Origin of the sequence: Pseudomonas oryzihabitans (assembly GCF_007665395.1) — a bacterium.
GTDB classification, from domain to species: domain Bacteria; phylum Pseudomonadota; class Gammaproteobacteria; order Pseudomonadales; family Pseudomonadaceae; genus Chryseomonas; species Chryseomonas psychrotolerans_C.
In genome coordinates this window covers 24,256-36,186 of record NZ_VDND01000006.1, presented here as the reverse complement: position 1 = coordinate 36,186, position 11,931 = coordinate 24,256, and the positions used below count along the sequence as shown (strand labels likewise).

At 69.0% G+C, this 11,931-nt stretch carries 9 protein-coding genes; 2 read left to right on the top strand and 7 right to left on the bottom strand.

The window, feature by feature from the left end:
• Positions 1-1,347 carry a sensor histidine kinase gene (locus FSV73_RS13865; protein WP_145008443.1) on the bottom strand — a complete coding sequence of 449 codons (1,347 nt, stop codon included), beginning with the start codon at positions 1,345-1,347 and terminating at the stop codon, positions 1-3.
• A complete protein-coding gene (locus FSV73_RS13860; protein WP_145008442.1) occupies positions 1,344-2,087 on the bottom strand; it encodes a response regulator transcription factor in 744 nt (247 codons plus the stop codon). Before FSV73_RS13860 ends, FSV73_RS13865 begins: the two co-directional genes overlap by 4 nt.
• A 180-nt stretch (positions 2,088-2,267) precedes the next feature.
• Between FSV73_RS13860 and FSV73_RS13855 the strand changes: the two genes are divergently transcribed.
• Positions 2,268-4,463 carry a TonB-dependent siderophore receptor gene (locus tag FSV73_RS13855; RefSeq protein WP_145008441.1) on the top strand — a complete coding sequence of 732 codons (2,196 nt, stop codon included), beginning with the start codon at positions 2,268-2,270 and terminating at the stop codon, positions 4,461-4,463.
• A gap of 64 nt (positions 4,464-4,527) precedes the next feature.
• On the opposite strand, the gene FSV73_RS13850 is transcribed toward FSV73_RS13855, so the two are convergent.
• From FSV73_RS13850 to glcD, 5 genes are read right to left on the bottom strand one after another with little or no spacing between them, the layout of a single operon-like run.
• Positions 4,528-6,702 carry a malate synthase G gene (locus FSV73_RS13850; RefSeq protein ID WP_145008440.1) on the bottom strand — a complete coding sequence of 725 codons (2,175 nt, stop codon included), beginning with the start codon at positions 6,700-6,702 and terminating at the stop codon, positions 4,528-4,530.
• 30 nt (positions 6,703-6,732) lie between these two features.
• The gene (locus FSV73_RS13845; protein WP_027598097.1) at positions 6,733-7,137 is read right to left on the bottom strand and encodes a heme-binding protein; all 405 of its coding nucleotides are present in this window, start codon (positions 7,135-7,137) and stop codon (positions 6,733-6,735) included.
• A 13-nt stretch (positions 7,138-7,150) separates the two neighbouring features.
• Entirely contained in the window at positions 7,151-8,383 is a 1,233-nt protein-coding gene (glcF, locus tag FSV73_RS13840) for a glycolate oxidase subunit GlcF (RefSeq protein WP_145008439.1), read from the bottom strand.
• 12 nt (positions 8,384-8,395) lie between these two features.
• Positions 8,396-9,442 carry a glycolate oxidase subunit GlcE gene (gene glcE / locus FSV73_RS13835; RefSeq protein WP_145008438.1) on the bottom strand — a complete coding sequence of 349 codons (1,047 nt, stop codon included), beginning with the start codon at positions 9,440-9,442 and terminating at the stop codon, positions 8,396-8,398.
• On the bottom strand, positions 9,442-10,941 hold the full coding sequence (glcD, locus tag FSV73_RS13830; RefSeq protein WP_145008685.1) for a glycolate oxidase subunit GlcD: 1,500 nt from the start codon (positions 10,939-10,941) through the stop codon (positions 9,442-9,444). Before glcD ends, glcE begins: the two co-directional genes overlap by 1 nt.
• Positions 10,942-11,149: 208 nt before the next feature.
• Between glcD and glcC the strand changes: the two genes are divergently transcribed.
• Entirely contained in the window at positions 11,150-11,917 is a 768-nt protein-coding gene (glcC, locus tag FSV73_RS13825) for a transcriptional regulator GlcC (protein ID WP_145008437.1), read from the top strand.
• The last annotated feature ends 14 nt before the right edge of the window (positions 11,918-11,931 follow it).

Genomic DNA, 11,931 nt, shown 5'->3' with positions numbered 1-11,931 from the left:
TCAGGCCGTCGGCAAGCGCAGCGTCAGGCGCAGGCCGGGATGGCGATTTTCGGCGTGGAGCTCGCCACCCTGCAGGCGGATCGCCGAGCGGGCGATGGACAGGCCCAGGCCGAAGCCGTCGCCGCCAGGGCGGGCGCCGTTGAGCCGGCTGAAGGGCTCGAAGATGAATTCCAGGGCTGCCGCGGGCACGCCCGGCCCCTGGTCTTCGATCCAGAACAGCCAGTCCGCGCCCTCGCGTCGGCCATCCAGGCGAATGTGGCCATCCGCCGGGGAATGGCGGATGGCGTTGCGCAGCAGGTTTTCCAGGGCGCGGCTCAGGGCGTTGAGATTGGCCAGTACCGTGGCGTCCGCCGGTAGGCCGCAGTGCAAGCGGCTAGGCGGCCAACCGCTTTCGAACAGGGCATCCTCGCCGAGGATCTCCCAGAGCGCCGCCAGCGCCACCGGCTCGCGCGGCAGGGTCGGCGGCTCGGTGTCCAGCCAGGCCAGTTCCAGGGTCAACTCCACCAGTTGCTGCATGCCCTGCACCTCGCGCGCCAAGCGGGCGCGCAGGGCAATGGCATCTTCCTCGCCCTCGCAGAGCACCTGCAGGCGCGACAACGGCGTCCGCAGCTCGTGGGACAGATCGCGCAGCAGCCGCTGCTGATAGCCCGCCTGCCCTTGCAGCCGGGCAGCCATGCCGGCGAAGGCGCGACCGAGATCGCCCAGCTCGTCGTGACGACGGGTGATCTCCGGAGCGGCGAAGGTAGCGCCCTGGGCGCCAGCGCCTAAAGCCTGCTGGCGCAGCCGCCGCAGTGGCATCATGAGTTGCCGATAGAGCAGCGCGCAAAGCGCCAGGGTGACGATCAGCGGCAACAGGCCATGGCTGAACAGCCGGGATGTCAGGTGGGCCGGATCTGGCATGAGGTGCGCCGGCAATTCGACGATCAGCCGCCCCTCCTGGGGCCGCTCGGGAAAGGGCACCTCCAGCAGCGGCGAGCCCTGGGTCCGGGTACTGAGCGGCCAGTCGAGCCCCCGGACGCCCCGCAGGCGCTCGGCCTCGGCGCGGGTCAACGGGGGCGAGCCGAGGGACTGGAACAGCGGATCTAGGGCGATGGCCCAGACGCCCTCGGTGTCGCGCACCCGCGCCAGGGCTCGATCCACCCCCAGCCGGCCGTCGCTACGCCAGGCGCTTTCGATCCGCCCGGCCAGGGCACTCAGCTCGGCCCGGGCGGCTGGCTCCAGGCGATAGCCACGGGTCTCCATGGCCCGGCCCCAACTCCAGCTGAGCCAGACGATCAGCAGGCAGGCACCCAGGGTCAGGGCCAGCAGCTTCCAGAACAGCGAGTGGCGCGAGGGCAACGCGCTCATGGCGCAGCCCGCAGCAGGACATAGCCCTGACCCCAGACCGTCCGGATCTCCACCGCGGCGCAGCCGGCCTGCTGCAACTTACGGCGCAGATGGCTGACGTGCATATCGAGGCTGCGGTCATGGCGCGACCAGGCGCGCTGCAGCGCCTGGTGATAGATCAGCGGCTTGCTCAGCACGCTGCCGGCCTGGCGCCAGAGCAGTTGCAGGACGCGGTATTCCGAGGCGGTGAGTCCCAGCCAGGCGTCCCGGTGGCGCACGTCCTGTTGCAGCGCGACGAACGCCAGCGGTACCTCGGCGGCGAGCGGCGCCGGTACCTCGCCCGCGGCGCGCTCGAAGGCGATACGCCGGCGCAGGGCCTCGATGCGCACCTGCAACTCGTCGAGACTGAAGGGCTTGGGCAGGTAGTCGTCGGCGCCGCTGCGAAAGCCGAGGATGCGATCGGTCTCGCTGCCCAGGGCGGAGATCAGGATGACCGGCACCCCGCTCTGCTGGCGCAGGTCGCGCAGCAGGTCCAGCCCGTTGCCGCCGGGCAGCAGGATATCCAGCAGCACCAGCTCGACCGGCTCCGCGGCCAGCCACTGCCGAGCCGCCTGCAGGGTCGCGCAGAGCCGAGGCTGGTAGCCACGCGCCTGGAGCTGGTCGTCCAGGTGGGCACCGAGCAGCGGATCGTCTTCGACGATGAGGATGCGCAAACCGGCCGGGGGTGCCGGAGACCGCGTTGGCGAGGAAAGAAGCTGCATGGCAATACCGGGTAACGACGGAGGCGAAGGGAAACTGTAATTTTCGTAAAGATAATATTTCTCAATTGAAAATGAATACTAACATCCTGCTCCGCGCAGATCAGCAGAGCGGTGCCAGCGCCTGAACGGCCCTGGCCAGAGCCGCCCCGAGCGCCCCTCGCCTTCTTTCTGGAGCATCGGATGCAACCTCGAATCACCCTCCTCCGCCTGGCCGTCCTCGCGGCCATCGTCCCTACCCCGTCGGTCTTCGCCGCGGAGCCGGACCCCCGCCTGGCCAACGCCACCGAACTCGAAGACACCGTCGTGCTCGGCACCGCCGAGGAAGAACTCCGGCAGGCAGCCGGCGTCTCCATCATCACCGCCGCGGATATCGCCAAGCAGCCCCCGACCAACGACCTGTCCGACATCATCCGCAAGATGCCCGGCGTCAACCTGACCGGTAACAGCGCCAGTGGCCAGCGCGGCAACCAGCGCCAGATCGACATCCGCGGCATGGGCCCGGAGAACACCCTGATCCTTATCGACGGCAAGCCCGCCAGCAGCCGCAACGCGGTCCGCTATGGCCGCCGCGGAGAACGCGACAGTCGGGGCGACACCAACTGGGTCCCCGCCGAACAGGTGGAGCGCATCGAGGTGCTGCGCGGTCCGGCGGCGGCGCGCTATGGCTCGGGCGCGGCCGGTGGCGTGGTCAACATCATCACCAAGGGCCCGACCACGGAGCAGCGCGGCACCCTCAACCTGTTCGCCAACGTCCCCGAACACAGCGAGGAAGGCGCCACGCGGCGGGCCAACTTCGGCCTCAGCGGCCCGCTCACCGATACCCTCTCCTATCGCCTCTACGGCAACCTGAACAAGACCGACCGCGACGACGACAGCATCAATGCCGGTCAGCAACCGCCAGGCGGGACCCCACCCGCGGGTCGCGAAGGGGTACGCAACCGCGACATCAACGGCCTGCTCAGCTGGCAGCTGACCCCGGCGCAGCGCCTGGGCCTGGAGGCGGGCTTCAGCCGCCAGGGCAACATCTACGCCGGCGACAGCCAGAACAACAACGACATCGCCAGCGCCAACCTGTCGCGCTGGCTGGGCCGGGAGACCAATCGGCTCTATCGCGACACCTTCGCCGTCACCCACCACGGCGACTGGGACTTCGGCAGCAGCCTTGCCTATCTGCAATACGAGCACACCCGCAACAACCGCCTCATCGAAGGCACCGGCGGCAGCAGCGAGGGCGCCATTGCCGGTAGCGAATACGGCAGCATCAACCTCAAGACGTACACCGCCCATGGCGAGGTCAACCTGCCGCTGGACACCTGGGTGCAGCAGGTGCTGACCCTGGGCGCGGAGTGGACACGCAGCGAGCTGGACGATCCCGTCTCCACCACCCAGAGCCTGGGCTTCGGCACCATTCCCGGCTATGCCACCGGCACTCGCAGCAGCGCGTCTTCGGCGACCCTGAGTTCGTTGTTCATCGAGAACAACCTGGAAGTGCGACCGGGCACCATCCTGACGCCCGGCTTGCGGCTGGACCATCACGATGAATTCGGCGACAACTGGAGTCCCAGCCTCAACCTGTCCCAGGAGCTGACCGCCGACCTGACCCTCAAGGCCGGTATCGCCCGTGCCTTTAAGGCGCCCAATCTCTATCAGTTGAATCCCGACTACCTGATCAGCAGTCGCGGCAACGGTTGCCCCATCGGCCGTAGCGTGAGTTGCTACCTGATCGGCAACGCCGATCTGCGCCCCGAGGTGAGCGTCAACAAGGAGCTGGGCCTGCAATTCCAGCGCGAGGGCTGGGCCGCGGGCATCACCTATTTCCGCAACGACTACCGCGACAAGATCGTCGCCAGCAATACGGTCTACGCCAGTACCAGCAGCGGCGCCGACGTGCTGCAGTGGACCAACGCCGAGCGGGCGGTGGTGGAGGGGTTGGAGGGCAACCTGACCGTTCCGCTGGCGGAGCGCCTGACCTGGACCAGCAACCTGACCTGGATGCTGCAATCGGAGGACAAGGAGACCGGCGATCCGCTGTCGCTGATCCCGCGCTATACCCTCAACTCCATGCTCGATTGGCAGGTGACGGACCAGCTCTCCACCCAGTTGAGCGTGACCAGTTACGGACGCCAGCAGCCGCCGAGCCGACCGGTCTCGCGCCTGGAGGCGAGCAGCGGGGTGAACGACGACGAATTGGCCAGCTACAGCCTGGTGGGTCTGAATCTCGGCTATCAGGTGAACGCCAACCTGCGCCTGGGCGCCGGCATCGACAACCTGTTCGACAAGCGACTGTTCCGCGAGGGCAACGCCAGCTCCGCAGGGGCGGCCACCTACAACGAACCGGGCCGGACCTTCTATACCAGCCTCAGCGCCTCCTTCTAGCTAGGCCGGAAAAACAAAGCCCGCGCCGGTCATCCCGGCGCGGGCTTTTGTCTGGCAGGCCTGATCAGGCGCCGGCTTTCTTCTTCAACCGCCAGGCGTGCAGCAGCGGCTCGGTGTAGCCGCTGGGCTGCTCGCGGCCCTTGAAGATGAGGTCGCGGGCGGCGCGGTAGGCGTAGGACGTATCAAAGTGACCGGCCATGGGCTCGTAGAGGGCATCGCCGGCGTTCTGGCCGTCCACCACCTTGGCCATGCGCTGCAGCGTCTCGTCCACCTGTGCGGCGCTGACCACACCATGGTGCAGCCAGTTGGCGATGTGCTGGCTGGAGATACGCAGGGTGGCACGGTCTTCCATCAGGCCGACGTCATGGATGTCGGGCACCTTGGAGCAGCCCACGCCCTGGTCGACCCAGCGCACCACGTAGCCGAGGATGCCCTGGCAGTTGTTGTCCAGTTCCTGCTGGATGGCCTCGGCGGACCAGTCCGGCGACTCGGCCACCGGCACGCTGAGCAGGCCGGCGAGCAAGTCGCCACGGGCGGCGTCGACGTCGCTGCGTTCCAGCTCCTGTTGCACCTGCTGGACGTTAACCTGGTGGTAATGCAGGGCGTGCAGCACGGCGGCGGTGGGCGACGGTACCCAGGCGGTGTTGGCGCCGGCCTTGGGATGGCCGATCTTCTGCTCCAGCATGGCGGCCATCAGGTCCGGCATGGCCCACATGCCCTTGCCGATCTGCGCCTTGCCGCGCAGGCCGCAGGCCAGGCCGACCAGCACGTTGTTACGCTCGTAGGCAGTGATCCACTTGGAGGTCTTCATGTCGCCCTTGCGCAGCATGGGCCCGGCCAGCATGGCGGTGTGCATCTCGTCGCCGGTACGGTCGAGGAAGCCGGTGTTGATGAAGGCCACCCGCGCCGCGGCGGCGGCGATGCACGCCTTGAGGTTGACGCTGGTGCGACGCTCCTCGTCCATGATGCCCAGCTTGACGGTATTGGCCGGCAGCCCCAGCAGGGCCTCGACGCGGTCGAACAGCTGGACGGCGAAGGCCACCTCGGCCGGGCCGTGCATCTTGGGTTTGACGATGTACACCGAGCCGCTGCGGGAGTTGCCCTGGCGCTTGAGGTCGTGCATGGCGATGGTCACGGTGACCACGGCGTCGAGGATGCCCTCGGGGATCTCGCGCCCGTCGTCCAGCAACACCGCCGGGTTGGTCATCAGGTGGCCGACGTTGCGGATGAACAGCAGCGAGCGACCGTGCAGGGTCAGCGGCTGGCCGTCGGCGCCCTGGTACTCACGGTCGGGGTTGAGGCGGCGGGTAAAGGTCTCGCCGCCCTTGCTGACCTCCTCGGCCAGGTCGCCCTTCATCAGGCCCAGCCAGTTGCGATAGGCCAGCACCTTGTCGGCGGCATCTACAGCGGCGATGGAGTCTTCCAGGTCCATGATGGTGCTGACCGCGGCTTCCATGAGCAGGTCCTTGACCCCGGCGGCATCGGTCTTGCCGATGGTGCTGGCGCGGTCGATCTGGATCTCCAGGTGCAGGCCGTTGTGGCGCAGCAGCACGGCCGACGGCGCGGCGGCATCACCCTGGTAACCGACGAAGGCGGCCGGATCGGCCAGTTCGCTGGTGCCGCTCTTGAGGTCCACCACCAGGCGACCGTCCTGCACCCAGTAGGCGGTGGCATCCTTGTGCGAACCGCCGGCCAGGGGGGCCACGCCGTCCAGCACCTGGCGGGCGAAGGCCACCACCTTGGCACCACGGGCGGGGTTGTAGCCCTTGCCACGCTCGGCGCCGTCGGTCTCGGGCAGGGCATCGGTGCCATAGAGGGCGTCGTACAGCGAACCCCAGCGGGCGTTGGCGGCGTTCAGGGCGTAGCGGGCGTTGAGTACCGGCACCACCAGTTGCGGACCGGCCTGCTCGGCGATCTCGCGGTCGACGCCGGAAGTCGAAGCCTGCACTTGGCCGGGCACCGGCTGCAGATAGCCGATACCTTCCAGAAAGCTCTGGTAGGCGGCCAGGTCGGTCACCGGGCCGGGATGGGCGCTGTGCCAGTTGTCCAGCTCCACCTGCAGGCGATCACGCTCGGCCAGCAGTTCGCGATTGCGCGGCGCCAACTCGTGCACCAGCTGGTCCACGCCCGACCAGAAGGCGGCGGTGTCGAGACCGGTGCCGGGCAGCACCTCCTCGTCGATGAAGCGCTGCAGTTCGGTGGCCACCTGCAGGCGGCCCAGGGTCGTACGGTCGGTCATGATGGCTTTCCTTGATATGAAGCGGTGAATTCAGTTGAGGGCTGCGATAGCGGCTTTCGCGACCTGGGCATCTTCCGGCGCCTTGACGCCGGAGACGCCGACGGCGCCCACCACCTGGCCGTCCACCAGGATGGGCACCCCGCCTTCGAGCATGCCCTGCATCAGCGGGGCACTGAGGAAGGCGGTGCGGCCGTTGTTGATCATCTCTTCCAGCACCTTGGACTCCTTGCGCGCCAGGGCGGCGCTGCGGGCCTTTTCCGGGGCGATGTAGGCGCTGTTGGGCGCGGCGCCGTCGAGGCGCAGCAGAGCCAGCGGATGACCGCCGTCGTCGGCCACGGCGATGCACACGGCCCAACCCTGGCGCTCGGCTTCGGCGCGGCCGGCGGCCAGCAGGGTGTCGATCTCGGCGAGGGTGAGCACGGCTTTGGTCTTCATGGGGCCTCCAGGGTCAGGCTTGGGTCGGGGCGGCCAGGGCCGCGTCGAGGATTTCGATCCAGTGTCGCACCGGGGTACGCCCGGCGCCGTCGAGATGGCTCTGGCAGCCGATATTGGCGGTGGCGATCAGCTCCGGGCGACCGCTCTCCAGGGCATCGAGCTTGGCGTCACGCAGCCGCCGGGACAAGTCCGGCTGGGTCAGCGAATAGGTACCGGCCGAGCCACAGCAAAGGTGGCCGTCCGGCACCGGCGCCAGCGGGAAACCGAGGCGCTGCAACACGCCCTCCACGGCGCCGCCCAGGCGCTGGGCATGCTGCAGGGTGCAAGGGCAGTGGAACGCCAGCCGCGGGGTGTCCTTCAGCTGCAGCTCTTCCAGCGGTAGCTCGCGCAGCACCTCCACCAGGTCGCGGGTGCGCGCCGAGACTTCCCGCGCCTTGGCGGCATAGGCCGGATCGTCCTTGAGCAGGCTGGCGTATTCCTTGACGAAGGCGCCGCAGCCACTGGCGGTCTGGATGATGGCTTCGGCACCGGCCTGCAGGGCCGGCCACCAGGCGTCGATGTTGCGCCGCGCGCGGTCGAGGCCGGCTTCCTGGGCGTTGAGGTGGTAGTCCACCGCGCCGCAGCAACCGGCGCGGGGGGCGGCGTCCAAGCTGATGCCGAGCCGATCCAGCACCCGCGCGGTGGCGGCATTGGTGTTGGGCGAGAGCCCCGGTTGCACGCAGCCTTCGAGGATCAGCATGCGCCGGGCATGGCGCGGTGCCGGCCGTGTGCCGGGCGCGACGATGCGCGCCGGCAGCTTGGCCTGGACGCTGGCCGGCAGCAGCGGCTTCAGCGCCTGACCACTTTTCAGCAGGGCACCGAACAGCCGCGGTTGCGGCAGCACCTGGCGCAGCCCGGCGCGCAGCAGGCGCTGGCCCAGCGGCCGCGGCACCCGGCGCTCCACCTCGGCGCGGCCGACGTCGAGCAATTCGTGATAGGAGACGCCGGAGGGACAGGTGGTCTCGCAGTTGCGGCAGGTCAGGCAGCGGTCGAGGTGCTCGCGGGTCTTTTCGCTGACCTCGCCGCCTTCGAGCATGCCCTTGATGAGGTAGATGCGCCCGCGTGGACCATCCAGCTCGTCGCCGAGCAACTGGTAGGTCGGGCAGGTGGCATTGCAGAAGCCGCAGTGCACGCAGCTGCGCAGCACCCGCTCGGCGTCGGCGGCGCGGGGCAGTTCACGGGCGGCAGGACTCAGATTGGTTTGCATGACGTCTTCCCCTTACAGCCCGGCGTAGAGCCGACCCGGATTGAAGATCCCCTGGGGGTCCAGGCGCGCCTTGAGGCGGCGGTGGTAGTCCAGCAGCGCGGCCGGCAGCGGATGCTGGGCCTCGCGCTCGGTGTCTGGGGCATAGCAGAGCGCATGGCCACCGGCCCGTTCGGCGAGCTCGCGCAGCACGGTGGCCGGGGCGTCGCTCTTGAGCCAGTACTGGGCGCCACCCCAATCCAGCAGGCGGGTGCCGGGCAGGTCGAGCAAGGGGGTGTTGACCGGCACCGACAGCCGCCACAGCGGCGCGGGCCCGTCAAAGAAGGCCAGGCGCTGTTCGTTGAGGTCGTCCCAGAAGGACTCGGCCAGGGCGTCACCACCCAGGCGATCGACGGCCGAGCGCACCGAGCCCTCACCGCCTTCCAGGCGCAGGTGCAGGTGCTGTCCGTCATGGCAGGCGGCGGAGATCGGCAGGGCTTCGCGGCCCCAGACGGCCAGGCGTTGCAGGGCGCGCTCGGCGTCCAGTTCCAGGCTCAGGCTCTGGGTGCAGCGCGGCCTGGGCAGCACCTTGAAGGACACCTCGGTGATCACCCCCAGGCAACCCTGGCTGCCGGCCAACAAGCGGGAAACATCGTAGCCGGCGACATTCTTCATCACCTCGCCGCCGAATCTCAGGTGCTCGCCGGTGCCGGTGATCAAGCGGGTGCCCAGGACGAAATCGCGCAGGCTGCCGGCCCAGGGGCGCCGCGGCCCGGAGAGGCCACAGGCCAGGGTGCCGCCAACGGTGGCGCCCGCCCCCAGCCGGGGCGGTTCGCAGGGCAGCATCTGCCCCTGCTCGGCCAGGGCGGCGTTGAGTTCGGCCAGCGGCGTGCCGGTGCGCACCGTGGCCACCAGTTCGGTGGGATCGTAATGCACCAGACCGCGGTGGCCGCTGACGTCCAGCGGCTCACCGGCTACCGGACGCCCCAGGTGGGCCTTGGTGTCGCCGCCATGGATGCGCAGCGGCTGCTGGCGGACCAGGGCCTCGCGGACCTGGTCGAGGAGCAGATTCAGATTATCCATCAGAAGCGCTCCAGTTCGGGGTGGGGCAACTGGCCGTGGTGCACGTGCAGGCCGCCGAATTCGGCGCAGCGGTGCAGGGTCGGCACGTTCTTGCCGGGATTGAGCAGCCCGGGGGCGTCGAAGGCGGCCTTCACCGCATGGAAGAAGGTCAACTCGCCCGGCTGGAACTGGGTGCACATGGCATTGATCTTCTCGCGGCCCACGCCATGTTCGCCGGTGATGGTGCCGCCCACCGCCACGCAGAGATCGAGGATGCGCCCACCCAGGGCTTCGGCCTGTTCCAGCTCGCCGGGTCTATTGGCATCGAAGAGGATCAGCGGGTGCAGATTGCCGTCGCCGGCATGGAAGACGTTACCCACCGCCAGGCCGTATTCCGCCGACAAGGCCTCGATGCCGCGCAGCACCTCGGGCAGGGCGCGGCGTGGAATGGTGCCGTCCATGCAGTAATAGTCGGGCGACAACCGCCCCACGGCGGGAAAGGCGTTCTTGCGCCCGGCCCAGAATTTCTGCCGCTCGGCCTCGTCGCGCGCCAGGCGGATCTCGGTGGCACCCGCCGCGGCCAGCAGGGCGCTGACCCGCTCGATGTCGGCGGCCACGTCGGCTTCCACCCCGTCCAGTTCGCAGAGCAGGATGGCGGCAGCGTCCACCGGGTAGCCGGCGTGGATGAAGTCCTCGGCGGCTCTCAGGGTCAGGTTGTCCATCATCTCCAGGCCGCCGGGGATGATGCCGGCGGCGATGATGTCGGCCACCGCGGCGCCCGCCCGTTCGATGTCGGCGAAGCTGGCCATGACCACCCGGGCGCAGGGCGGCTTGGGCAGCAGCTTGACGGTCACCTCCACCACCACCCCGAGCAGCCCTTCGGAGCCGGTGAACAGCGCCAGCAGGTCGAAGCCGGGGCTGTCCAGGGCGGCGCTGCCCAGGGTCAGGCGTTCGCCTTCCAGGGTGACGATCTCCACCGCCAGCACGTTGTGCACGGTCAGGCCGTATTTCAGGCAGTGCACGCCGCCGGCGTTCTCGGCCACGTTGCCGCCGATGGAACAGGCGATCTGCGAGGAAGGATCGGGGGCGTAATAGAGGTCATGGGGCGCCGCGGCCTGGGAGATGGCCAGGTTGCGCACCCCGGGCTGCACCCGCGCACGGCGACCATCGGGGTCCACCTCAAGGATACGGTTGAAGCGCGCCATCACCAGCAGCACGCCCTGCTCCAGCGGCAGGGCGCCACCGGACAGCCCGGTACCGGCACCACGGGCCACCAGCGGCACCTTCAGCTCATGGCAGAGGCGCAGGGTCGCCTGCACCTGGCCCACCGTCTCCGGCAGGACCACCAGCAGCGGCGTGGTGCGATAGGCCGCCAGGCCATCGCATTCGTAGGGCTTGAGGTCTTCCCGGGCGTGCAGCAGGCAATGCTCGGGCAGTTCGGCGCGCAGCCGCTGCAACAGCTGCGCCTTGTCCGGGCGGGGCAAGGCGCCGTCGAGACGTTCATCGTAGACCAGGCTCATCAGGTAACCGCCATTGTTGTTGTTCTGGCTGAAGAGACTCGGTTGTACCCCGACTGCTGCCGAGGCGTCCATCGCCCAGGGCACTGGTCATACCAGTTTTTGCAGCCTCTTCGACCAAAGGACTAGGCTGATCCACGAGACTTGACGGCCTCTCCAGCCAGTGGCTCACTAGCCTGAAGCCTCGTGGTCATACCAGCAGGAACCCCACATGTCCGTCGCCGCCACCCGCCTTCCCGTCGCCGAGAACGTCAGCCAGCAGATCGAACGCCTGGTGGTGGACGGGGTACTCAAGGTCGGCCAGCCGCTGCCCTCCGAGCGGCGCCTGTGCGACAAGCTCGGCGTCTCCCGCACCGCCCTGCGCGAAGGCCTGGGCCTGCTGCGCGCCCGCGGCATCATCGAGACGCGCCACGGCCAGGGCAGCTTCGTCGCGCGCCTGGCCGCACCGGCGGCGGAGAATCCCCTGCTGCACCTGTTCAGCAGCCAGCCACGCACCCTCTACGACCTGCTGGAAGTGCGCGCCCTGCTGGAAGGCGAGGCCGCGCGCCTGGCCGCCTTGCGCGCCACCACCGCCGACCTGGTGCTGATCGGCCGGCGCTACGAGGAGCTCTGCGCCGCTGCCCAGGACCTGGCCACCCTCTCCGCCGAGGCCCACGCCCGCCTCGACCACGCCTTCCACCTGGCGATCAGCGAGGCCTCGCACAACCCGGTGCTGGTGCACACCCTGCAGTCGCTCAACGAGCTGTTGCTGGGGTCGGTGTTCGCCTGCATCGCCAACCTCTACCACCGCCCGCCACAGCGCCAGCAGATCGATGCCCAGCACGCCCGGCTCTATGCGGCGGTGAGCCAGCGCCTGCCCGACGAGGCCCACGCCGCCGCCCGCGAGCACATCCACAGCGTTCGCGACAGCCTGCGCGAGATCGAGCAGGAGGAGCAGCGCCTGGTGCGGGCGACCATGCGTCTGGAGGGCTGGACCTAGATGAACAGTCGCCG